Origin of the sequence: Micromonospora radicis (genome assembly GCF_003583405.1) — a bacterium.
Lineage (GTDB): Bacteria > Actinomycetota > Actinomycetes > Mycobacteriales > Micromonosporaceae > Micromonospora > Micromonospora radicis.
This window is the reverse complement of sequence record NZ_QXEC01000038.1, coordinates 1-22,567: the sequence shown is the minus strand read 5'-3', so window position 1 is coordinate 22,567 and position 22,567 is coordinate 1. Positions and strand designations below refer to the sequence as shown.

Genomic DNA, 22,567 nt, shown 5'->3' with positions numbered 1-22,567 from the left:
CATCACGCTGTCCAGCGACACCGGGCCCGCCGGGCCGTACGTCCTGGCGGGCCTGCTCGTGGTCACCGGCGTCGGGCTGCGCATCGAAGCCGCGCTCCGGGACCTCCGGCCGTGACGCCGCCAGGCACGCTTGGCCCGATGGGCAATGGTCGTTGGCTTCGCGTGGTCGCCGGGCGCACGGTGCGTCGACGCCAGGGTGAACCCTCCCGCGTGGCTGCCTGAGCCACCGCCCGACCTGGGCCGGAGTTCGTGGAGCGGGCGACGGGAATCGAACCCGCACCGTCAGTTTGGAAGATCGTTCCCGGCTGTCATGATCTGCCCGGATCGCCTGGTCAGCGGGACTGTCGTGGTGCCCGATCATGACCGCTGTCGACCGTCTGGGACACGGGTTACTGGCACGTGGCTGGCACGGCTGGGCGGTGGGCGCGTGGTTGTCCGGCGGCGTGTGGCTTACCGCCCCTGGCCTCTTGGGCCGGGGGCGGCTTGCCGTGCCGCCGGCTCTCCGCGCGGCCGAGTGACGCTGGTGTCGGTGCTGACCGTGCGACAATGGGCGGCGGTGTGCTGGAGGAGGTGGGTCGTGATGTCGAGTAATGCCGAGCGGATGCCCGAGTGGCCGACCGCTGAGCATGTGCCGGTGGAGGAGTTGGCCCGCCGGCAGGGTGTGCGGCCGGTTGCCTCCGTCGATGACCTGGCCCGGCCGGACCTTTTCGAGTCCGACGAAGAGTTGGACGACTTCCTGGCCGACCTGTACGCCTCCCGGCGGGCCAGCGCGGCGTGAGCCCGGTCGTCCTGGACACCGACGTTGCGTCGGCGATCCTGAGGGGTCGGCTGCATGACCGGCTTCGTGCCCGGCTGGCTGGTAAGACTCTGTGCATCACGTTCGTCACGCTCGCGGAGTTGACCAAGTGGACCGTGCTGCGGAGCTGGGGGCCGCGCAAGCTGGCTCACCTGGCGCAGTGGCGATCCGGCGTGGTGGTGTTGCCCTTCGATGAGGCGGTGGCGACGACCTGGGGGCATCTCCAGGCGCGGGCGCAGCATCGGGGGCGACCCCGCCCGACGAACGACTCCTGGATTGCGGCCTGCTGCCTGGTCGAGCGGCTTCCGCTAGCGACCTTCAACAGCAAGGACTACGCCGACTTCGCCGAGTACGACGGCCTACGCCTGTTTGACGTCTCGTAGCTTCACCGGACCCGGCCCGCCGCGACCGAACCGCGGTGCCTGGTCCTGGCGGTAAACGGCCAGCCGAACCCGTCCGCCCGGTGGCAAGCCGCGGAGCGGCGCGGCAGCCGATCGCCCCGGCCTCGACGGCGGCCAGCCACCCCGCGATCGTTCGTCTGCGCTGCGAGTACAGGTCCGGACAGCGCAGGCCCCGAACCTCCGGTACGGTCCGCCGGATGAAACCTGCTGCGCGGCGTACCTCCACCATCCGCATTATCGGCAACGTCGCCCTGGTCGCCGGACTGCTGGTCTCGGTCATCACGCTGTCGAGCGACGCCGGATCGGCTGAGCCACACCTCCTGGCGGGCTTCCTCGTCGCCACCGGGATCGGGCTGCGCATCGAAGCCGCGCTCAGAGATCTCCGGACATGACCACCTGAACCGAAGTGCCCGCCGCGCCGGCCGATGCCGGCCGGAGGCCGCCAGCAGGCCGAGTGCGGCGGGCGGGCCGCGCTTGCGCGGCCCCTTGATCCTATTGAGAGTGTTTCGGCAACCCACAGAGTTCTAGCGCGTCCTCCGTCGGCTGATATGCGACACGCGTCCGCGGTTGCGGTAGTGGTTCCGTTTGGTGCCGTTGGTTGCTGTACTTCGCTGCGGTACCCCGATCCCCCTGCCGGCCATCGCTTCGACGTCCCTAGCATCCCGGAGCGCCGACGCCCCGCCGGAGGCCCCGCCCTGGGCTGCATCACCTTTCCCGCCACGTTCATCTCGCCGACCGCCGTCGCAACCGGCGGCGGCCTCCATCTGGTAAACAGGACCCGCCGAGAGTAGGAGGACACCTTGAGCGACCAGTCCCCAGACACTAACGACGAGGACTACATTCAGGAGGACCGGGATATTGAGGAGGCGGAGCCGCAGCTCGATGACCAGTACGGCAATGATCCTGTCGGCTTCTGGGAAGAGAAACAGCGAGACCTAGTCTCGAGCGCTGTCGACTACAACCTATTCTCGCTCTCGGGTCTCGTCCGATCCAAGAAGATCGACTTGTCTCCTAAGTATCAGCGACGGAATCGCTGGACCGACAAGCGAAAGTCTCAACTAATCGAGTCGTTCTTGATGAACGTGCCTGTGCCGCCAATCTTCCTTAATGAGGACGAGTATGGGCGGTATTCGGTCATCGACGGCAAGCAGCGACTTACAGCGATCAACGACTTCCTCGTTGGGCGCCTTCGCCTTACCGGCTTGGAGGTATTCGCGGAGCTTAACGGCAACGTAATTGAGGAGTTGCCGGGGACGCTACAGACCATCCTTGAGACGCGAGCGGCGATCCGAGCCATCATCATTCTCAGACAGTCGGACCCGGACGTAAAATACCAGGTATTCCAGAGGCTGAACACGGGAGGAATCCGCCTCAATCCTCAAGAGATCCGAAACAGCGCCTGGCCTGGCGCCTTAAACGAGATGGTTCTTACCGAGTCCGCGTCTAGCCTTTTCCACCAAGCTCTGCGTGTTGGCGATAAGCATAAGTCCGCCCTCTACAAGGAGATGCGGGATGCCGAATTTGTTCTGCGGTATCTCACCTTCAAAGACGACTGGGAGACCTTCAAGGGGGGCATGGGACGCCGTCTAGATGAATTCATGGCCAAGAACCACGCGATGCCACCTACCGACGTCGAAAAGCTAAGGATCCACTTCAGGCAGGCCGTCCAGAAGTCCGTTGCGGCCTTCGGGGAGTACGCCTACCGACGGTGGATGCCAGAGAAGGCGCAGTGGCGAAAGCCGGTGCTCGCATCGGCTTTCGATGCAGAGATCTTCGGCGTGCAAGATTTCGAAGCATCCAAGCTAGAGCAGAAGCAAGCTGAGTTGATCGCCGGTATTAAAAAGTTGTTCGAGAACCCTGACTTTCGGGTGGCAATCGACTCAGCAACAAACACGCCCAGCTATTTCCGAGACCGCATCCGGCTTGTCCGCGACATGACCGCCTCCATTGTGAGCTAACACATGGGGGCGCTCGAGGATTTGAGAAGTTCCCTTACTGCCGTAAGAGCACTCGCAGAGATGGAGGGACGTTACAACGATCCGCCAGAGGTTGACGACCGACCCGCGTGTTTCGGCCTACGCGGGGCCTGCACCGTTCTTACCGTCGCTTGCTTTGAGTCCTTTCTGCGGACTCTGTTCGAGGAGCAACTCGACCGACTTCGCCATGAACGGATTCCGCTCTTGCGCTACGGCGACAAGCTGAGGACCGTCGCAATCTACGCCTCACTCGAATTGGCAATGAAAGGTGATCATCGAACCCGAGGGTCGGAAAAGGTGGATCGGATACCCGATGTGCTTGCAGCGGCTAAGGCCATCGTTGCCGATTCATTTCTTCCTCGGGCCTTATCCTCAACCGGGAATAACCCGGACCCAGATTGCGTCAAGCGGATGTTTAACTCTGTAGGCTGCAACGACATTTTTGGAAGGATATCGCACCCGTTCAGCAAAGTCTGGCCTCAGCCCGTGTCACTCGACTACTGCAAGGAGAAGCTAGAGAGCTTGGTATTATCTCGTCACCAAGTGGCCCACACCGCAGATGCCGCCCACGTTCTCCGTTCCGAACTCACGGAGAATGCACTGTTTGTTGAAACGCTGGCGGTTGTGTTGTCAGTGCAGCTCGAGTCCCACGTCGACGCCTTGATTACCACTGCCCGCGCGGCTCATTCCCTCGAAGACCAGCTTCATCCCTGACTATCCGTGTGGCCGAGACACACCGCCTCGTATAAAAGGATGGGTCAGTTGCGGCACCCACTGAAGACTTGGCATGCGAGCCGTGGTGGCTGTATCAATCGACACTAGGTCCGCCTCGCAACCCGGCCCCGTGTGACGGACTACAGCACGTAGCAAGCCCCGGGCCAGCCCCGTTGCTACCAGCGGCCCGGGACTTCGTCACACTTCCGCGCAGCCGGCGATCTGGAACCGGCGCGCTGCCGACCGAAGGCCAGATGCGCTGCGGCGGACCATCGGTCCGGCCTGGGTTCGGCGGCGCGAGCGGCCCGCGGCGCGGGCGGCATTGAACCTGTATCGAAACTGCGGCCTAGATAGCGGTGCCGTGCTCCGCGTATGTGGAACCACCGTTGCTGTGTGCGGCGATCGCGGCCCGGATCCTACGAGCGAGTCGGGGCGGGCCGTGCTGTTCCAAATCGCGGGCAGAAACGTAGCGCCATTCGGTGAGTTCCCCGTCTTCGAAGCGGATGGCACGTTCTTGGTCTTTGGTGAGTGTTCCGCCGTCGAAGATGAAGAGGAGTTTGTCGCCTTCGTGTTCGGCGGGTGCCCAGTCCACGACCAGCATCCGTCCGAGGGGCAGCTTGAGGCCTAGCTCTTCTCCGACTTCGCGAATGCAGGCAGCGCGGGGTGATTCGCCGGGTTCGACGTAGCCGCCGGGGATGTCCCAGTGTTTCTTGTAGCTGGGGCGTACGAGCAGCACGTGGCCTTCATCGTTGAGGAAGAGAGCGCCTGCGGCGACGCGTGGGGTTGCCACGGGTGGCATCTCGTTGGCCGTCACCAGGGCAGCCTAGATGGGCTGAGGTCAGTCGAGCACCTTGAGTCGGCGGGCGAGTCTGACCAGTTCGGTGGAGGGTTTGCCGCGTTGGCGTCGTACCCAGGTGAGGGCGAGTTGGCGGCTGAGGAAGTGGTGGCGGACCTGTTCGGGTGCCATCTGTTCGGCATCGAGCAGCGTGGCTTGGGCGTCGTCGACCCGGTTCCATGAGCTGTACGCGCGGGCGACCTCCAGGGCGTGCCGCACTCGCCGTTCCATGGGTAGGCCGGTGGTGTCGACACGGGGGCCGAGGTCAATGGCGACTTGGAGGTCCCCCAGCTCGGCGGCGGTGGCGACGCGGTGGATGGTGACGTTCGTTGGGCCGAAGGCGGTCCAGAGGTGGTTGGCGTCGGTGCCGAGTGTGTCGGCGGCCTGGTGGGCTGCGGTGAGGAAGGTGCGGGTGGTGCCGGCGTCGTTGGCGCGTGCGGCGGCCATGGAGCCGGACAGGAACAGGGTGCCGTAGACGGACAGCAGCGCGGGGGTTGCGTGGCTGAGGTGTGGTTCGAGGTATCCGGCGGCGTCTTCGGTGAGGCGTACGGCTTCGGTGTAGCGGCCGGTGGCGAGTAGGGCGTGGCCGACGGAGCGGAACAGGGAGCCGGTGACGAGGGGGTCGCCGGTGGGTCGTACGGCGGACAGGCCGCGGTCGGCGGCGATCCAGGCGAGGTCGGCTTCCCCGAGTTTGGTGAGCTGGGTGGCGGTGAGTTGGTAGGCCAGGCCGAGGAGTCGGCGGGCGTCGTCCTGGGCGTCTCCGTCGTGGTGGTCGGTGGCGGCCTGGGCGCGGTGGAGTAGGTCGGGTAGGTGGCTGGTGACGTACCCGAATCGTGAGTCCTGGTAGGCGTCCCAGAGTGCGCCGACCTCTTTCCTGAGCACGGCGACGCTGGGCGGCTCCGCGTCGGTGCCGCCGCCAAACGGGGCGAGAGCGCGGTAGTTCATCAGGGCGGCGCGCAGCGTGGGGACGGTCTGGGTGCCGCTGTCGGCAGTCCAGTCGAGCAGGGAGGGTTCGCCGAGGAGGTCGCCGAGGGAGATGTCCAGGACTTCGGCGAGGGACTTGATGACGGACAGGCGGTCAAGCTCGATCCGGTTGTTCTCGACTTTGCCGAGCCAGTCGGCGGTACGGCCGATGAGTCCGGCGAGGACTTCTTGCGACAGGCCGCGTCGACGGCGGTACCAGGCGACGCGTTCGCCGATGGTCAGGGTGTTGGTGGTCCCGTGCACCGGTTCACTGTCTCCCCTCGGTCGGTAGCGACCCCGGAAGGATTTTCCGGGTCGATGGGCGGTTCGTGCCACAGCCTGTGTTCATGACGGGGCTGAACGTATCGACCAACTGCCAATCCTGCTCCGGTGCGGGCTGGAAGTACACCCTCGCTCGCGCTGAGGTCCGTGGGATCGGACGAGGCGCGGAGCGGACTCGGTCGCTGGCCCGGCGGTCCTGTCTGGACTGTGCGGGGTCCGGTCGTTCGGTTTCCTGCTGAGGCTGGCCCGGGGTGGGTGCTGGCATGGGACCGCGACCCGAACGACGGTCCCGACTGAGCCCGCCCGCCTCGGTGCCTCGCAGGCCGGAACCTCGTCCGCCGGGTGTCCCGAACCCGGGTGACCTGGTGTTGCTGGACGGTCGGGCGTCGGTGCAGTTCGGCGGGGACCGGGCGCTGTGGCTGCGGGTGTCCTCGATCGGTGATCGGCCGACGTATGACGGCTGGGTGTGGCTCACCGGCTACGCCATCAACCCGACGACCGGGGAGGCGTTGGCGCGGCGGGAGGTCTTCGCGCAGATCGCCGGCCTCCAGATCAACCCCAAACCCGCCGACCCGTCGGGAACAGCACGGCGGACGACGAGGAGGCGTGGTGTTTGACCTACGGGTACGACTCGGCGCGGTACTGCGCATCGAGGCCGCCGACCGCTACCGCCCAGCCGACGGGCCGGTGATGCTCCGGGTCACCGGGGTTCGCCTGGTGCTCAACCGGCCCGAGCGGGAGCAGTGGATCTGGGTCGAGGGCACCAAGGTCACCCCACGCCACCAGCGCGGCGAACGCACGCAAGTCCTGGTGCCGACGCGGTTGTTCGCGCCGAAGGGTGAGACGCAATGACCACGTACCTGTCGGGGGCGGTGCGGGATCAGTTGCGGGCCGCACAGTCGCAGCTTGACCGGCACACACCGTCGAGCGCGGACGGGCGTTGTCCTGTCTGCCGCGTAGATGGTCCGTGTCCTCAGCGGCGGGCGGCGTTGCGGGTGTTCGGCCGGTACGGCTGCTTGCCGCGTCGGTGGCCGGGCGCGACTCGTCCGGAGCGGGTGGAGGCGTCGGCGTCCTGGTCGGGGTGGTTGGCCGCTGAGGTGGAGCGTGTGACGCCGAACGGCTGAGCTGACTTGTTCTGTCATGCAAACAACTCATAAGCTGCTGTAATTCATGCAGCGTTCATAGGTGGGGTGGCCCGCGATGGCGTACGAGATTCCGACGCCGAAGTACCTGCGCGTGTTGAACACGCTGCGGAAGCGCATCGAGGACGGCGACTACGCGCCCGGTGCGGCACTGCCGTCGGAGAACCAACTCTGTACGGAGTTCGGGGTGTCCCGCCCGACGGTGCTCAAGGCGCTGGGCATCCTCAAGCAGGACGGCTGGATCGAGTCGCAGCAGGGCAAGGGCAGCTTCGTACGCGGCCGACCCTCCGCCGGCCGCACCTCGCCGGAGTACGCGCGGGACGCGGTCGAGCTGGACGAGACCGGCGACACCGAGATCCTGCACGTCGGCCCGGTCCTCGCCACGCCTCGCATCGCGGCCGACTTGAAGATTCCTGAGGGCACGCCGGTCTACGAACGGCGTCGACGGACCGTCACCGAATTCGGGCCGGTCGACCTGATCGCCACCTTCGTCCCGGTGGACATCGCGGTCGGCACGGACATCACCAAGCCAGAACCCATCCCGGGCGGCCTGCTCGACCTCATCGCGCGCCAGAAGAGCCTACGGGCCGACTACGCTACCGAACGCATGACCGCGCGCCGGGTCAGCCCGGACGAGGCCGATGCCCTGGACGTGCCGGCCGACGAGTCGGTGATGAGCGTCGTCATCACAGTGCACCAGGCGTCCGGCGACCCCATCATGACCTCGGTCCTTGTCATGCCGGGCAGCCGTCACGAGATCGAAGACACCTACGCCATTTCCTGACGATGGCAAGGCGCCCTTGTATAGGCCGCTTGAAGGAAACCGCCGGACCTGAGCACACTTCGGCCTTCCAGCCAAGGTGCGACCCGCCGCGCTGACGGTAGCGGGCAGTTAGTTCACTGGAGTCAACTGCGAGAGCGCAAGGCGTCGTAGTCCGCGAGGGCCGACCGGGTGCTTTCTATTGCTGATTGAAGTCGGTCCGCGTATCTGTTGTAGACCGCTGATTCGCCTAGAGCGCGTAGGCGTTCGAGAGGCAATCCCGCTTCTTTGAGCAAGGCGACTCGTGTGAGATCGTACACTGATTCGCTGAGCCAATAGATGGCCGAGCTATCGAATTGTAAGCCTCCCATGTCGTCGAGATGAGTTAGCCTGTTACGCATCCCGGCTACCGCCATGGACCACTTTCCGTGATCCTTAATTAGGCCATTCAGTGCAGGCTTGGCATCCTTAAACAAATTTCTCAGCCTGCTGCCAAGGCTCGGTTCGTTGGCATATCTGAGGATACTCTTCAGCCACTCTTGCTCGTCCGGGGTGGCCATGCCGTTGATAGCCTTCTCGGAACGTCGAGCAAACTCCTGCGGATTTAGCTTGGTTCCGCTTCCGGTGAGTCGATGGAGGGACTCTGCCGCCGCCGTCATATTCAGGAACCGATTCTCGACGTACATCTTGGATCGGTAACGAGAAGACATGAGCGAGCCAAGGACGGGATTGAATGTCGGGGCAGTCCTTAGCCATCGTGAGATCATGGGCAATCCCCCTACCTCGTCAAATGCTAGCAGCATGCGGTGCTGCTTAAGGGGGCTTACGCCCTCCTTGCGGGCGGGGTTAAGCTGGGAGGCGCGATACTCAATTTGCTTAGGCGCCTTGAAGGCCCTTCCGTTTATGGCGCGTTCGGGTGTGTCTTCCCGCCCGAAGTGTAGGGAGCGAATACCGCACGGGCGATCGGTGCACACGGTCACGAGGTCTTGGATCCGACTGATCTCGGTAAGTAGGTCTTCGTGGGGCGTCGGGTTCGGGTGTTCAATCATCAAGTAGGGCTTGCTGCGCATGTGAAACTCGGTAATAAGGTCGCCGCCTGAGCTGGCCGAGATTCCCAGTGTCAGCCTTCGGTTAGAGCATTCTTCGACCTGGCTAGGGATGAGTTCCAGTTTCGCGTTAGTGCTAGCCCACCTACTCTCTTCGTATTTATGGTGAACCTCGATTATCGACTTTCCCACCCAGATGGGGAGGTCATCGAACGTCACAACAGCAAAATCGAAGGAGAGTTCATCGTCAGACGCAAAGTGGTGGCCAAGCCACAGGCTCTCGATTCGATACTCTTGGGTCCTAACTCCTGGTGCACTTCGTGAGCTGTTTCCCGGATCGCAGTTGTCGAGTGTGATCCTCTTGTTGCCGATGAACCCTACGATCCTTGGGTGGTGCTGAGCGTCGTCGAATGGGTGATCTGAAAAGTCACCAACAAGTGACAGTCGGACTCCGTCTTCGTGGTTGAAACTGAGGTGGCCGCTTAAGACGTTCTCCGAGTGTTCGGGGAGCCAGAAGGCGCCCATGCCCTCAAAATCTTCCAAAACTGTCACCTCATTGTCTTGCGTGCCGGTCGAGTAGGGTCAACCTACTGGCCCCCTGTCGAGAAGGCATCACCGTTCTTGTGGAGTTGTGGGGGTCGGAGTTGACCCTCTGGGTTGCGGGCCTGGCATGTCGTCGGGGAGATGCGTCAGCGTCGGGACATCCCGATCCGCGTATCGCGCTCCGATCCACATTCGACCTTGCTTGTGCTTACAAGCTGACGTAGCTTGTTAGCTCAACCGGTTGTCAGGGTGACGGCTGGTGAGGCTAGGAGGCTGCCCACGTGGTTCCGATGACGTTGAAGGTGCCGGTCCCGTCCGAGTACGTCTTCCCCGCCGGGGCGCTGTGCCTCGGGGTCTCGCCGCAGATCGACTTCGAACGGCGTGGTGAGGCGGACAACCAGGCGCGGGACAAGGAGACCGGGGAGCGGGTCTGGGTGGTGCGGGTGATGGACCTGGACCCGGAGGCCGGGAAGTTCGGCCGGTCGACTGAGGTGAAGGTAAAGGTGGTGGCCGCGCAGCAGCCGGTGCCGCCGCCGTCGACGGTGCCAGGTTACCCGCCGGCTGTGGAGTTCGAGGGCTTGACCCTGACTCCGTACGTCGATTCGCAGCGGTGCAAGCCGGGCCGCTCGTCGGGTGACTGCCGCTCCCGGATGGCGTACTCGCTGCGGGCTTCGGCATTGCGGCCGGCGTCGTCGGCGCCGGGTTCGGTGGCTGCCTGATCATTTCGTTGCGCGCGGGGCGGGTCGTTTCCCCGCCAAGAGTCCCGGCCCGTCCCGCGCTCTCCCATCCCTCGTCTTGTGAAGGAGGGCGTGATGCCCACCGTAGTTCACCCTGCCCTGATCGCTGCGGTGCCGCTGCTGGTCGGGGCGCTGCTCGTGGTGGTCCGCACGAGCTTGGCCGACCTGCGACACGCCTACCGGGAGGTGGAGGCGGTCATCCGGTCGGTGCTGCGGTTGCCGCCGGCTCCCGGCCTGGTCTACGCGATTCGCTGCCCCCGCTGCTCGCAGTGGGTCAAGCCGCGCCGGTTCGACCTGCGACGGATGTCCTGCCGGGCCTGCATCACCACCCTCGGCCGTGGTCAGGGCGGTGGCCTGTGCCTCTGATCAACATCATTCCGGGGGACAAGATCCCCGTGGCACCGATGAATGTGCGTCTGCCGGCGTGGCGGGTGCCGGGCTGGCTGCTGGTGTTCTGGTGGCTGGCCCGGGGCCTGCTCCGCCTCACTGTCCTAGCGGTCCGCTACTGGTGGCTCACCACCCCGGCCGCGCTCGCGCTGTGGGTACGTGCCGAGTTTGACGGGCTGGTCCTGGCGGGCGTCGTCACCACGCTGGCGGTCGGCTGCTTGGGGTGGTGGCGGTGGCATCCGGTTTCGTGGCTGCGGTTCGGCTGGTATCCGCTGGTTGCTCGGGTGCGGGCGTTGGTGGCGTATCGGCCTCGGTGGGCGTCGGTCATGGCCACCTGCGGCCTGGCGACCGCGTTCGGCGGTGACCGCTACGTGCCCCGGCTGGTCAAGGTGCGCTGTGACCGATGGGGCGACGAACTGACCGTGCGCATGCTTCCCGGGCAGATCCCTGACGACTGGGGCCAGGCGCCCGAACGTCTCGCGTACGCGTTCCGGCAGCACACCGGGCAAGCCCGCTCCACCGACCGTCCCGACCGGGTGGTGGTCCGGTTCATGCGCCGCGACCCCCTCGCCGGCATGGTCGCGCCGCTGCCGGTGGCGGACACGCCGGACCTGGGCGGGTTGCCGCTCGGTGTCCGGGAAGACGGTGAGCCGTATCGGCTGCGGTTGGCGGGCTCGCATGTGCTGATCGCGGGGGCGACCGGGGCGGGCAAGGGGTCGGTGTTGTGGTCGCTCATCCGGTCCCTGGCCGGTGGTGTGCGGTCGGGCCTGGTGGAGGTGTGGGCGTTCGACCCGAAGGGCGGCATGGAGTTGGCGGCGGGGGTGCCGCTGTTCGCCCGGTTCGCCTACGACGACCCCGACGGCATGGCCGGCGTCCTCGACGAAGCCGTCAAGCGGATGCGGCTACGCGCATCCCGGCTGCGCGGTATCACCCGCCAGCACGTGCCGACGGTGGAGGAACCGCTGCTGGTCCTGGTCATCGATGAGCTGGCCGCGTTGACCGCGTACATCACGGATCGGAAGGTCCGGGACCGGATCAAGGAATCCCTCGGACTCCTGCTCTCCCAGGGCCGCGCGGTCGGGGTGCACGTCATCGCCGCGTTGCAGGACCCGCGTAAGGACGTGCTGCCGTTCCGGGACCTGTTCCCGACCCGCATCGGCCTGCGGCTGACCGAGCCGGAGCAGGTGGACATGGTCCTCGGCGACGCCGCCCGCGACCGAGGCGCCCTCTGCGACCGCATCCCCGAAACACAGCCCGGGGTGGGGTTCGTCGTCCTCGACGGTGTCCGGGAACCCGTCCGGGTCCGGTTCGCCTACCTCACCGACGACGACATCCGCTCCCTCGGCCGCACCTACCGCCGCCTCAACCACCCCACCCATGAGAAGGGGGTGACGGCGTGAAGACCACCGCGCAACGGATTGAGGGCGTGGTCCTGGTCCTCATCGTCCTCGTCGTCGGCGGACTCGCCGGAGCAGCGTCGTTCACGCACGTGCATGACTGGACGATGGCGAACTCGCCGGCCGGGACGGGGGACTGGTTCGGCTGGGCCAACGCCGCCATCTCCGAACTCCTGCCCCTGGCCGCGCTGCTGACCATCCGCCAACGCCGCCGCACCGGCGGCCCCATCGGCTACCCGATGTTTCTGCTCGTCTGCGCCGTCTCGCTGTCCCTGGCCGCGCAACTCGCCGTGGCCAAGCCGGGCCTGTCCGGCTGGCTGCTGTCCGCCGTGCCCGCGCTGGCGTTCCTCGGCCTGTCCAAACTCGTCTTCTCCACCGCACCCGTCCCGGCACCGGTCGCCAAGCCGAGCGACGACCGACGCGCTGACGTGCCGACTAGACCCGACGAAGTGCCGATGCCCTTCAACGACGACCAGCCAGCCGGCGGCGATGCCCTGTCTACGCGGATCAACGGCGACCAGGCGGCGACCGTCGTCCGGAATGTCGACGGCGAGCAGTCTCGTCCGGCGGTTCTGCGGCCGGTGCCGTCGATCGAGCGGCGTCCCGGTCTGGTGCCCGTCCCTGCGGCGGCGTTCACCCCACGCAACGGCACCCCCACCGGGTCGGAGGGTGACCGGTGAGCCAACTCGAACTCATCCCCACCACCGCGACCCCGGCCGTTGCTCCGGTGGAGCGGCCTCGGCCGGGGTCGCGGGCCGACCGACTGCGCAAGCCGCTCGCCAAGGACGCGCTCAAGCAGCTCGCCGAACAGAACGGCGTCTGCGTCCGACCTCTCGCCCTGCGCCGTACCGACATCGCCACGGGCGTGACCGAGGTGGTGGAGGTGCCCTGCGGCGCGACCCTCGCCGTCAAGTGCACGCCGTGTGCGGAGCGGGGCCGTCGGTTGCGGATCCAGCAGATCCGGGAAGGCTGGCACCTCGCCGACGAACCCGCCGTACGCCCCGAGGAGCCGGGGGAAGACGTGCTCGCGCTGGTGCGGGTGCGGGCGCATCTGGAGTTCGAGCGGGAAGCGGTGCAGTACCAGCCGATGACCCCGAACGAACGGGTCACCCACCTGGCCGAGATTGATGCCGCCATTGCAGAACTGGACGAGGCGCTCGCAGAGACGAGTCTGCGTGGGCACCTCACCCCGAAGGACCGCGACGACCGGCCACGCCGGAAGCGGTCGACCAGGCGGCGTCAGGACTCACCCGACCTACCCCGCCTGCCCGTGGACCCCCGCACCGTCGGGCGGGCCTACTCCGGGAAGGCCGGCAAGACCCACCGGCCCTCGATGCTCGTCACGCTCACCCTGGGCTCTCACGGGGCGGTGCATTCCCACCTGCGGCGCGGCCCCTACGTCGCCCCGTGCGAGTGCGGCCAGCGACACGGGCCGTATGACGACGTGCTGGGCACCCCGGTCGACCCGACCACGTATGACTACCGGCGGGCCGCGCTGGATGCGATCCACTTCGCCCGGGTGCTGGACCGGTGGTGGCAGAACGTCCGCCGGGCCGCCGGCTGGAACGTCCAATACGCCGGAGCCGTCGAACTACAACGCCGCCTCGCTCCGCACGCGCACTTCGCCATCCGAGGCACCCTCCCGCGTCGGCTGCTCAAGCAGATCGCCGCCGCCACCTACCACCAAGTGTGGTGGCCACCCTTCAACGAACCCATCTACCGGGTCGACAAGCCGCCGGTCTGGGACGTCGACCAACAGGCATACGTCGACCCGAAAACCCGCGAACCGCTACCCACCTGGGGTGAAGCGCTCGACGCCCTGGAGGAACCCGACGCTCGGCCCGCCTACGTCGCCAGGCTCGGCCGCATCGACGCACGCGGCATCGAGCAGGGCACCAAGGACGCGGAGCGGTCCATCCGGTACGTGACCAAGTACGTCACCAAAGACCTGACCCAGGCCAAGCCCCGGTCGGAGGCGCAGAAGGCACACTTCGACCGACTGCACGCCGAACTGTCCGTGCTGCCGTGCTCGCCGACGTGTGCCAACTGGCTGCTCTACGGCGTCCAGCCGGATGGCGTCAAGGCGGGCTTGACCCCCGGACGGTGCACCGGGAAGGTCCACCAACGCTCCACCCTCGGCTTCACCGGCCGCCGCGTCCTCGTCTCCCGGCAGTGGTCCGGGAAGACCTTGGCTGACCACCGCGCCGATAACCGGGCCTGGGTGCGGGCGATCCTCGCGGGCGGCATGGCCGACACCGAAGAACACGACCAGGCGGCCGACGAGACAGACGGGCCGAACCGCTACCGGTTCGAACTCGCCCGACCCGAAGATCCCGACGTGCCGCCCCTGGAGCACCGACTCCTACGCGCCATCTCGGCCCGCATCCGATGGCGCGCAGACCTCGACATCGCCCGGCAGCGAACAGCCGTCGCTGTTTCGGCAACCGATCGACCTGCCGCGCTCGCGGCCTGAACCAGGGGAGGGACAACCGCATGGATGACGAGCTGTTGACCGCCGATGAGGTCGCCGCTCGCTTGAAGGCAACGCCGCGATTCGTGCGCCGGCTGGTGGCTGAGCGTCGGATCGCGTTCGTGAAGGTCGGGCGGCTGGTGCGTTTCGAGGCGTCCGCCGTGGCCGCATACATCGAGACACACCGCGTGGTGCCGATGTCCCGGGCGCAGTTGCGTGACTACCTGGGGGAGGTGGCCTGATGGGCGGGAAGCAAGGGCCGGCGGCGTTTCGGCAACGTGCGGCGGTTGCCGTCCGGGCGATTCCAGGCGCGGTACGTCGGACCGGACGGGTTGGAGCGGAAGGCGCCGCACACCTTCGAGACGGAGCGGCAGGCGGGCAAGTGGTTGACCCTCGTGGAGTCGGAGATCATCAAGGGGGAGTGGTCGGCTCCGGAGGCGGGTGAGATCAAGCTTGAGCCGTACGGCCGGAAGTGGATCGCCGAACGGAAGCTCCAGCCGCGTAGCCGCGAGAACTATGAGGACCTGTTCCGGCTGCACATCCGTCCGCACCTCGGCGGGCTCGCCCTGGGCGCGATCAAGCCACAGACCATCCGCACCTGGCGGCGCACGCTGCTCGACGGCGGCACCACCGAACCGCAGGCCGTCAAGGCGTACTCGCTGCTGCGGGCGATCCTCAACACCGCCGTCAAAGAGGACGAGCTGATCCGACAGAACCCTTGCCGCATCCCGGGCTATGACCGCTATCACACGCCGGAACGGCCGGTGGCGACCGTGGTCCAGGTGCTCGCGCTCGCGGAACGGATGCCGGCCCGGTACTCCGCGTTGGTGATCGTCGCCGCGTACTCGGGGCTGCGCTGGGGTGAACTGGCGGCGTTGCGGCGCGGGGACGTGGACTTGACGGCGGGCACGGTGCGGGTGCCGCGCAAGCTGGCGGCGTTGCGTAACCGGATGGAGTTCGGGCCGCCGAAGTCGGAGGCGGGCAATCGGGTGGTGACGCTGCCGGCGGCGGCACGGCTGGTGTTGGCCGATCACCTGGATGAGTTCGTGGGGGAGGGGCCGGAGGCTCTGGTCTTCACCGGGGACAAGGGGGCGGTGCTGCGTTCCGGCAACTTCCGGCGGGCGGTCGGCTGGGCGGCGGCGCTGCGGGCGGCTGGCATGCCAGAGGGGTTCCACTTCCACGACCTGCGGCACACCGGCAACAACCTCGCGGCGGCGACCGGGGCCAGCACCCGGGACCTGATGCACCGGATGGGGCACGCCAGCATGCGGGCGGCGCTGATCTACCAGCACGCCAGCAGTGAGCGGGACCGGGAGATCGCCGACGCCATGAACCGCCGCATCACCAAGCAGACCAAGCGCGCAGCGGGCAAGCCCAAGCCCAAGGACAAGCAGAAGCCGGTCAAGGGCAGGAAGGCCGCTCGGAAGGCACGCGAAGCGACCTCGGGCGGCACGGACAGTGCTACTGGCACGCCAATGGCACGCAAGATCAAAGATGACTAGAACGACAGCGGCCCAGGTTGGGCGAGAACGCCGCTGACCTGGGCCGGTGGTGCTGGAGCGGGCGACGAGAATCGAACTCGCACCGTCAGTTTGGAAGACTGAAGCTCTGCCATTGAGCTACGCCCGCGTACGCCCGGAAAACCGGACGCGCCCGACAGCTTACCCAATGCCCGCGGCGCCCGCGCGGGCGTATCCCGGCGCCGCGTCGGCGGTGCCCGCACAAAGTACGCGGATCTGGCGGTATCCCTTCACCGCGGACATCGCAACATCGGCGAAACGGTGCCGACCGTCCCTGACTGGAACGGCGGCATGTCCGGTTTGTGGTTGTTCGGCGCGTTGGGTGGCGCCCCGGCATCCCATTGTCGTGGCGACGGCATAGACTGCTCGACGCCACGGGGTGTGGCGCAGCTTGGTAGCGCACTCGCTTTGGGAGCGAGGGGCCGTGGGTTCAAATCCCGCCACCCCGACTGCCGCGAGCGTGGGTCCGGCGCATCCGGGACGGCTGGTGGGCGGGACGCCCGCCGCCGGTCCCTGGGCGCTGCCGGTCGGCCACGTCGGTTCGCCTACACTCGATGGGCCGAAAGTGCGCCCAGATTCAAACCGAGATCCGTCAAGGAGTACGCCTGTGAAGAGCACCGTCGAGACTCTGAGCCCGACGCGCGTGCGGCTCGCCATCGAGGTGCCGTTCGTCGAGCTCGAGCCGAGCCTCAAGAAGGCGTACCGGGAGATCGGCCAGCAGATCCAGATCCCCGGGTTCCGTAAGGGGAAGGTGCCGGCGGCGATCATCGACCAGCGGGTGGGTCGGGGCACCGTGCTCAACGAGGCGGTGCAGGAGGCCATCCCGCAGAACATCCTCGCCGCGGTCCGTGAACACGACCTGAAGACCCTCGGTCGTCCCGAGGTCGACATCACCGAGTTCAACGACGGTGACTCGCTGAACTTCACCGCCGAGGTGGACGTCCGGCCGGAGATCACCGTGCCGGATCTGGCCGCCATCGAGGTGACCGTCGACGAGCTGCAGATCGACGACAGCGAGATCGACGAGCAGGTGAAGAACCTGCGTGAGCGGTTCGCCACCCTGAAGACGGTCGAGCGGGCCGCCGCCGAGGGCGACTACGTGCAGATCGACCTGCGGGCGACCGTCGACGGCGAGGAGGTGCCGGGCGGCTCGGCCAGCAACATCTCCCACGAGGTGGGCAGCAAGCAGCTGCTGCCGGGCCTGGACGAGGCACTGGTCGGCCTCGCCGCCGGTGAGGAGACGACCTTCACCACCCAGCTCGTCGGTGGCGAGTTCGCCGGCCGCGACGCCGACGTGGTGGTGACCGTGCGTACGGTCAAGGAGAAGGAACTGCCCGAGCTGAACGACGAGTTCGCGCAGCTGGCGAGCGAGTTCGACACCATCGAGGAACTGCGCAACGACCTGCGCGAGCGGGTCACCCGGGGCAAGCGGGTGGAGCAGATCTACGCAGCCCGGGACAAGGCCCTCGAGCAGCTCGTCGAGGCGGCCGAGGTGCCGGCGCCCGAGGGCGTCATCCGTGACGAGGTGGAGAGCCGCAAGCAAGCCATGGTCGACCAGCTGGAGCGCATCGGCGCCTCGCTGGAGGACTACCTCGCCGCCGAGGAGAAGACCGAGGAGCAGATCGACACCGAGCTGACCGAGGCCGCCACCCAGGGCGTCAAGGTCCAGCTGCTGCTCGACACCCTGGCCGACGCCGAGGACGTGCAGGTCTCCGACGACGAGTTCGGTCACGAGATCGTCCACCGCGCCCAGCGGGCCGGCATGGCGCCGCAGCAGTACTACGACCAGCTGGTCCGCTCGGGCACGGCCGGTGCGGTCTTCGGTGACGTGCGGCGGGGCAAGGCGCTCGCCGCGGTCATGGAGCGCATCACGATCAAGGATTCGGCCGGTAACGAGATCAGTCTGGACGCGCTGCGTGAGGCCAGTGAGGCGGAGCACGCGCACGAGCACTGATCGCTGGGTGGGCCACCGTCCGCCGGTTGCGGTGGGTGGTGGCCCGATCCCTTTCCGGGTACGCCTCGTGGGGCCCCTGCGCTGAGAGCGAACAGTGCTTGGAGCGGGACTCTGGCGCCCGGCCAAGCGGTTAGTGTCGGACACGACGGTACGGAGAGCGAAGGGCTGCCATGACCGACATGCACATCCCAGCGAAGCCGCTCCGGGCGATCGACGCCCGAGGTGGCGACTCAATTGGCAACCTCGACGACTCGGTCTACAACCGGTTGCTCAAGGAACGGATTATCTTCCTGGGCAGCGAGGTGAACGACCAGGTGGCCAACCGCATCTGCGCGCAGCTGCTGCTGCTCGCGGCGGAGGACCCGGACCGGGACATCTTCCTCTGGATCAACTCGCCGGGTGGCTCGGTCTACTCCGGCATGGCGATCTACGACACCATGCAGTACATCGACAACGACGTGTCGACCGTGGCGATGGGCATGGCGGCCTCCATGGGCCAGCTGCTGCTCTGCGCGGGCACCAAGGGCAAGCGGTACGCCCTGCCGCACGCACGGATCATGATGCACCAGCCCTCGGGTGGCCTCGGCGGCACCGCGTCGGACATCGCGATCCAGGCCGAGCAGATGCTCTACACCAAGCGGATGTTCCAGGAGCGGGTCGCGCACCACACCGGCCAGGCCCAGGCGCAGATCGAGGCGGACTCGGACCGCGACCGCTGGTTCACCGCCCAGGAGGCCATGGACTACGGCTTCATCGACAAGGTGATCATCGGGGCCGCCCAGGTTCCCGAGGGCGCCGGGACCCTGAGCTGATCGAGGAGCAGACGATGACCGACCTCAGCCTGCCGCCCCAGTTCGCGGCCGTGCACAACCGCTACGTCCTGCCGTCGTTCGTCGAGCGCACTTCGTACGGGGTCAAGGAGTCCAACCCGTACAACAAGCTCTTCGAGGACCGGATCATCTTCCTCGGTGTCCAGGTGGACGACGCGTCGGCCAACGACGTGATGGCCCAGCTGCTGACCCTGGAGGGGACGGACCCCGACCGGGACATCATCATGTACATCAACTCGCCCGGCGGCTCGTTCACCGCGATGACGGCGATCTACGACACCATGCAGTACGTCCGGCCGGACATCCAGACGGTCTGCCTCGGCCAGGCCGCCTCGGCTGCGGCGGTACTGCTGTCGGCCGGCACGCCGGGCAAGCGGATGGCGCTGCCGAACTCGCGGATCATCATCCACCAGCCGGCCACCGAGGGCGGCTACGGGCAGGGCTCGGACATCGAGATCCAGGCCCGGGAGATCCTGCGGATGCGTACCCAGCTCGAGGAGATGCTCTCCCGGCACTGCAACCAGCCGGTCGAGAAGGTCCGTAAGGACATCGACCGGGACAAAATCATGACGGCCGAGGAGTCCCGCGAGTACGGGTTGGTCGACACGATCCTCAGTAGCCGCAAGAAGGGGCTGCTGGCCGCGAACGCCGCCAGCTGACCGGTACCGGGTCAGAGGTCGGCCGGCCCGTCGTCGGTCGACCTCTGACACACCCGTTTTGGGGGTCGGAGAAACCTCCGCCAGCGGGTAACGTCGGTTCAGTACCGCTTCGTCGGGCGACCGACGGGGTGAGAAGAAGACGGGCGGAGCGTAGCGTCCGCAGGTCGTGGCCGGGGCTCCGGCCGATGAGTGCAGGGAGAACGTAGGTGGCACGGATCGGTGACGGCGGCGACCTACTCAAGTGCTCCTTCTGCGGCAAGTCGCAGAAGCAGGTCAAGAAGCTCATCGCGGGCCCCGGGGTCTACATCTGCGACGAGTGCATCGATCTCTGTAACGAGATCATCGAAGAGGAGTTGGCCGAGTCCGGCGAGGTGAAGTGGGAAGAGCTTCCCAAGCCGATGGAGATCTGCCAGTTCCTCGACACCTACGTGGTGGGGCAGGAGCAGGCCAAGAAGGCGCTCGCCGTCGCGGTCTACAACCACTACAAGCGGATCCAGGCGGAGGCGGCCAACGCGCCGGGCGCCAACAGTGACGGCGTCGAGCTGGCCAAGTCGAACATCCTGCTGCTCGGCCCGACCGGGTGCGGCAAGACCCACCTGGCGCAGACGCTCGCCCGGATGCTCAACGTCCCCTTCGCCGTCGCCGACGCCACCGCGCTGACCGAGGCCGGCTACGTCGGCGAGGACGTGGAGAACATCCTCCTCAAGCTGATCCAGGCCGCCGACTACGACATCAAGCGCGCCGAGACCGGCATCATCTACATCGACGAGATCGACAAGATCGCCCGCAAGTCGGAGAATCCGTCGATCACTCGGGACGTCTCCGGTGAGGGTGTCCAGCAGGCGCTGTTGAAGATGCTCGAGGGCACCGTGGCGAACGTGCCACCGCAGGGTGGCCGGAAACACCCGCACCAGGAGTTCATCCAGATCGACACCACGAACGTGCTGTTTATCTGTGGTGGTGCCTTCGCCGGTCTGGACCAGATCATCGAGGCCCGTACCGGCCACGGCGGCACCGGCTTCGGTGCCCGGCTTCGGGCCGTCTCCGAGCGTTCCACCGACGACATCTTCAGTCAGGTGATGCCGGAGGACATGCTCAAGTTCGGTCTGATCCCGGAGTTCATCGGTCGGCTGCCGGTGATCACCAGCGTGCGCAGCCTCGACCGGACCGCCCTGGTCCGCATCCTCACCGAGCCGCGTAACGCGTTGGTCCGCCAGTACCAGCGGCTCTTCGAGCTGGACGGCGTCGAGCTGGAGTTCGAACGGCCGGCCCTGGAGGCCATCGCCGACCAGGCGATGCTGCGCGGCACCGGCGCCCGTGGGCTGCGCGCCATCATGGAGGAGGTCCTGCTCTCCGTGATGTACGAGGTGCCCAGCAACCCGGATGCCGCCCGGGTGCTCATCACCCGCGAGGTGGTGCTGGAGAACGTCAACCCGACCATCGTGCCGCGCGAGTTCACCGGCCGTCGGGCGCGCCGCGAACGCGAGGAGAAGTCCGCCTGACCGTTCGGTGCCCGTGGCTCGTGCTGCCGCCGCGGTGACTTCGCCCGTACGCTGGCAGTCATGCGTGTCGCCGTCTGCCAGCTGAACTCCCGCGACGACCGGGAGGCGAACCTCGCCGCCGCGGAGGTCTTGATCGACCGTGCGGTCGGCGCCGGTGCGGACCTGGTGCTCCTCCCCGAGTACGTCGACTATCTGGGGCCCGGTGCGGGGATGCCCGCACCGGAGCCCGCCGACGGTGCGGTGGGGCAGTTCTTTGCCGCGGTTGCCCGTAGGCGCGGCATCTGGCTGATCGCCGGCTCGTTCCACGAGGCCGGTCCCGACCCCGAGCGCACCTGGAACACCACGCTGGTCTTCGACCGCGCCGGCCGGCTCGCCGCCAGCTACCGCAAGATCCATCTGTACGACGTGGAGATCCCCGGCCGGGTGTCGTACCGCGAGTCTGCGACGGTGGCCGCGGGGGAGCGGCCGGTGGTGGTCGACGTCGAGGGACTGCGGGTCGGCCTGTCCATCTGTTACGACCTGCGTTTCCCCGAGTTGTATCGGCAGTTGGCCACCGACGGTGGCGCACATCTGCTGGTGGTGCCGGCGGCGTTCATGATGCACACCGGCCGTGATCACTGGGAGGTGCTGCTGCGCGCCCGGGCGATCGAGAACCAGTGTTTCGTGGCAGCCGCTGGGCAGACCGGCGACCATGAGCCGGGCCGTACCTGTTACGGGCGCAGCATGGTGGTCGACCCGTGGGGCACGGTGTTGTCCCAGGTGCCCGACGGCCCGGGGTTCGCGCTCGCCGACGTGGACCTCGACTGCCTCTCTCGGATCCGTACCGAGCTGCCGAGCCTCGCCAACCGCCGGCTCTGAACGCCCATTATCCCTGCAGCAGTACGCCCACCACCGCGAACCCGGCGATCGCCGCAGCGGTGACCAGCAGCGCCGTGCTCATCCGCGATGGGCCCCGGCGGGCCAGCCGTCCGATCGACACCAGGACGGCGAAGAGCACGAACGCTCCGATGATCAGCTGCCAGAACGGCAGCAGAAGCCCGAGCAGTGCGTCCTCGGCGAGGACCGGGCTGGCGGGCCGGGACACGTCATCCATGCCTGACACTCTGGCACGCCGAAGCGCTTCACGGTCGTCGGCGCGAGCGGGCGGCAGTCCGGGGATGCGGCCGACCATGGCGCCGACGCCGCATCGAGGCATTGACGAACCATGATTTGCCTTCTCCGGGGCGTCCGCGTAACTTTCTCTCTGCACGCGGGAGGCCGGGGCAAACCGGCCGAGAACGGGCGCCGGTCCTGCGGAGACGATGTCGATCGCGGGGCCGAGACCGGGTGGTGCGAACGGCCTCGAAAGTTGGGGTTGCGATCGCGAAGCCGACCGGGTAAGGTTCTGGGGCCGGCAGGGTCCGGGCGGGTCGCCGCGAGGCGACTGGCCGGTCTGCGGTTCTCCACGGAAGAAGCGATCGCCGAGAGGCGTGCGCTGACGTGGGCCGAGTGATCCTCGAAGATGCCTGATAGTTCAGGTTGACCTCGAAGGGCGATTCGGATAGTTTGGAGCGGTTGCCCCAGACGCGGTTTCGAGATTCGGATCCGAGTTTGGTGTGTGGTTGTTCTTTGAGAACTCAACAGGGTGCTTGATAAGCCAGTGCCAATTGTTTC

General features: G+C 66.9%; 24 protein-coding genes and 2 tRNA genes. 21 read left to right on the top strand and 5 right to left on the bottom strand.

Features of this window, described 5'->3' with window-relative positions; translation table 11 throughout:
* The first annotated feature begins 580 nt into the window (after nucleotides 1–580).
* The 5 genes from D2L64_RS25230 (at nucleotide 581) to D2L64_RS27170 (ending at nucleotide 3,887) form a co-directional block, all read left to right on the top strand.
* The gene (locus D2L64_RS25230) at nucleotides 581–778 is read left to right on the top strand and encodes a hypothetical protein (protein WP_119579704.1); all 198 of its coding nucleotides are present in this window, start codon (nucleotides 581–583) and stop codon (nucleotides 776–778) included.
* The gene (locus D2L64_RS25225) at nucleotides 775–1,179 is read left to right on the top strand and encodes a type II toxin-antitoxin system VapC family toxin (protein ID WP_119579692.1); all 405 of its coding nucleotides are present in this window, start codon (nucleotides 775–777) and stop codon (nucleotides 1,177–1,179) included. Before D2L64_RS25230 ends, D2L64_RS25225 begins: the two co-directional genes overlap by 4 nt.
* Nucleotides 1,180–1,394: 215 nt before the next feature.
* Complete coding sequence (locus D2L64_RS25215) at nucleotides 1,395–1,589, top strand: hypothetical protein (RefSeq protein WP_119579691.1); 195 nt, start codon at nucleotides 1,395–1,397, stop codon at nucleotides 1,587–1,589.
* 408 nt (nucleotides 1,590–1,997) lie between these two features.
* Entirely contained in the window at nucleotides 1,998–3,155 is a 1,158-nt protein-coding gene (locus D2L64_RS25210) for a DUF262 domain-containing protein (RefSeq protein ID WP_119579690.1), read from the top strand.
* A gap of 3 nt (nucleotides 3,156–3,158) precedes the next feature.
* Nucleotides 3,159–3,887 (top strand): HEPN domain-containing protein, encoded by a 729-nt coding sequence (locus D2L64_RS27170; RefSeq protein ID WP_325049929.1) that lies wholly within the window; start codon nucleotides 3,159–3,161, stop codon nucleotides 3,885–3,887.
* Between the two features lie 346 nt (nucleotides 3,888–4,233).
* On the opposite strand, the gene D2L64_RS25205 is transcribed toward D2L64_RS27170, so the two are convergent.
* Complete coding sequence (locus tag D2L64_RS25205) at nucleotides 4,234–4,701, bottom strand: NUDIX domain-containing protein (RefSeq protein ID WP_233559142.1); 468 nt, start codon at nucleotides 4,699–4,701, stop codon at nucleotides 4,234–4,236.
* A 24-nt stretch (nucleotides 4,702–4,725) separates the two neighbouring features.
* Nucleotides 4,726–5,949: a helix-turn-helix domain-containing protein gene (locus D2L64_RS25200; protein WP_119579689.1), complete on the bottom strand. Its 1,224-nt coding sequence runs from the start codon at nucleotides 5,947–5,949 to the stop codon at nucleotides 4,726–4,728.
* Between the two features lie 383 nt (nucleotides 5,950–6,332).
* Between D2L64_RS25200 and D2L64_RS25195 the strand changes: the two genes are divergently transcribed.
* The 3 genes from D2L64_RS25195 (at nucleotide 6,333) to D2L64_RS25185 (ending at nucleotide 7,893) form a co-directional block, all read left to right on the top strand.
* On the top strand, nucleotides 6,333–6,584 hold the full coding sequence (locus D2L64_RS25195; protein ID WP_119579688.1) for a hypothetical protein: 252 nt from the start codon (nucleotides 6,333–6,335) through the stop codon (nucleotides 6,582–6,584).
* Nucleotides 6,577–6,819 carry a hypothetical protein gene (locus D2L64_RS25190; RefSeq protein ID WP_199714767.1) on the top strand — a complete coding sequence of 81 codons (243 nt, stop codon included), beginning with the start codon at nucleotides 6,577–6,579 and terminating at the stop codon, nucleotides 6,817–6,819. Before D2L64_RS25195 ends, D2L64_RS25190 begins: the two co-directional genes overlap by 8 nt.
* Before the next feature lie 348 nt (nucleotides 6,820–7,167).
* Nucleotides 7,168–7,893, top strand: a complete 726-nt coding sequence (locus D2L64_RS25185; RefSeq protein ID WP_119579686.1) for a GntR family transcriptional regulator — start codon at nucleotides 7,168–7,170, stop codon at nucleotides 7,891–7,893.
* A 122-nt stretch (nucleotides 7,894–8,015) separates the two neighbouring features.
* Here D2L64_RS25185 and D2L64_RS27165 read toward each other — a convergent pair whose 3' ends face one another.
* A complete protein-coding gene (locus D2L64_RS27165) occupies nucleotides 8,016–9,458 on the bottom strand; it encodes an ApeA N-terminal domain 1-containing protein (protein WP_147376307.1) in 1,443 nt (480 codons plus the stop codon).
* 290 nt (nucleotides 9,459–9,748) lie between these two features.
* Here D2L64_RS27165 and D2L64_RS25180 point away from each other — a divergent pair, with 290 nt between their 5' ends.
* From D2L64_RS25180 to D2L64_RS25150, 7 genes are all read left to right on the top strand, one after another.
* Entirely contained in the window at nucleotides 9,749–10,177 is a 429-nt protein-coding gene (locus tag D2L64_RS25180; RefSeq protein WP_199714764.1) for a hypothetical protein, read from the top strand.
* 93 nt (nucleotides 10,178–10,270) lie between these two features.
* Nucleotides 10,271–10,561 carry a hypothetical protein gene (locus D2L64_RS25175; RefSeq protein ID WP_119579684.1) on the top strand — a complete coding sequence of 97 codons (291 nt, stop codon included), beginning with the start codon at nucleotides 10,271–10,273 and terminating at the stop codon, nucleotides 10,559–10,561.
* On the top strand, nucleotides 10,552–11,982 hold the full coding sequence (locus D2L64_RS25170) for an FtsK/SpoIIIE domain-containing protein (protein WP_119579683.1): 1,431 nt from the start codon (nucleotides 10,552–10,554) through the stop codon (nucleotides 11,980–11,982). The genes D2L64_RS25175 and D2L64_RS25170 overlap by 10 nt, the downstream gene beginning before the upstream one ends.
* Complete coding sequence (locus D2L64_RS25165; protein ID WP_119579682.1) at nucleotides 11,979–12,659, top strand: DUF2637 domain-containing protein; 681 nt, start codon at nucleotides 11,979–11,981, stop codon at nucleotides 12,657–12,659. The genes D2L64_RS25170 and D2L64_RS25165 overlap by 4 nt, the downstream gene beginning before the upstream one ends.
* Complete coding sequence (locus D2L64_RS25160; protein ID WP_119579681.1) at nucleotides 12,656–14,452, top strand: replication initiator; 1,797 nt, start codon at nucleotides 12,656–12,658, stop codon at nucleotides 14,450–14,452. The genes D2L64_RS25165 and D2L64_RS25160 overlap by 4 nt, the downstream gene beginning before the upstream one ends.
* Nucleotides 14,453–14,472: 20 nt before the next feature.
* Entirely contained in the window at nucleotides 14,473–14,691 is a 219-nt protein-coding gene (locus tag D2L64_RS25155; protein ID WP_119579680.1) for a helix-turn-helix domain-containing protein, read from the top strand.
* A 45-nt stretch (nucleotides 14,692–14,736) separates the two neighbouring features.
* The gene (locus tag D2L64_RS25150; RefSeq protein WP_456080982.1) at nucleotides 14,737–15,951 is read left to right on the top strand and encodes a tyrosine-type recombinase/integrase; all 1,215 of its coding nucleotides are present in this window, start codon (nucleotides 14,737–14,739) and stop codon (nucleotides 15,949–15,951) included.
* A gap of 53 nt (nucleotides 15,952–16,004) precedes the next feature.
* On the opposite strand, the gene D2L64_RS25145 is transcribed toward D2L64_RS25150, so the two are convergent.
* Nucleotides 16,005–16,078, bottom strand: a tRNA-Gly gene (locus D2L64_RS25145).
* A 266-nt stretch (nucleotides 16,079–16,344) separates the two neighbouring features.
* On the opposite strand from D2L64_RS25145, the gene D2L64_RS25140 reads away from it, so the two are divergent.
* The 6 genes from D2L64_RS25140 (at nucleotide 16,345) to D2L64_RS25115 (ending at nucleotide 21,772) form a co-directional block, all read left to right on the top strand.
* Nucleotides 16,345–16,418 (top strand) — tRNA-Pro (locus tag D2L64_RS25140).
* 158 nt (nucleotides 16,419–16,576) lie between these two features.
* Nucleotides 16,577–17,923 (top strand): trigger factor, encoded by a 1,347-nt coding sequence (gene tig / locus D2L64_RS25135; RefSeq protein ID WP_158603548.1) that lies wholly within the window; start codon nucleotides 16,577–16,579, stop codon nucleotides 17,921–17,923.
* A 170-nt stretch (nucleotides 17,924–18,093) separates the two neighbouring features.
* Nucleotides 18,094–18,735 carry an ATP-dependent Clp protease proteolytic subunit gene (locus D2L64_RS25130; RefSeq protein WP_119579677.1) on the top strand — a complete coding sequence of 214 codons (642 nt, stop codon included), beginning with the start codon at nucleotides 18,094–18,096 and terminating at the stop codon, nucleotides 18,733–18,735.
* Between the two features lie 14 nt (nucleotides 18,736–18,749).
* Nucleotides 18,750–19,412: an ATP-dependent Clp protease proteolytic subunit gene (locus D2L64_RS25125; RefSeq protein ID WP_119579676.1), complete on the top strand. Its 663-nt coding sequence runs from the start codon at nucleotides 18,750–18,752 to the stop codon at nucleotides 19,410–19,412.
* A 206-nt stretch (nucleotides 19,413–19,618) separates the two neighbouring features.
* Entirely contained in the window at nucleotides 19,619–20,914 is a 1,296-nt protein-coding gene (clpX, locus tag D2L64_RS25120) for an ATP-dependent Clp protease ATP-binding subunit ClpX (protein ID WP_119579675.1), read from the top strand.
* 60 nt (nucleotides 20,915–20,974) lie between these two features.
* A complete protein-coding gene (locus D2L64_RS25115) occupies nucleotides 20,975–21,772 on the top strand; it encodes a carbon-nitrogen hydrolase family protein (protein ID WP_119579674.1) in 798 nt (265 codons plus the stop codon).
* 7 nt (nucleotides 21,773–21,779) lie between these two features.
* On the opposite strand, the gene D2L64_RS25110 is transcribed toward D2L64_RS25115, so the two are convergent.
* Nucleotides 21,780–22,007 (bottom strand): hypothetical protein, encoded by a 228-nt coding sequence (locus tag D2L64_RS25110; protein WP_119579673.1) that lies wholly within the window; start codon nucleotides 22,005–22,007, stop codon nucleotides 21,780–21,782.
* Nucleotides 22,008–22,567 lie beyond the last annotated feature (560 nt).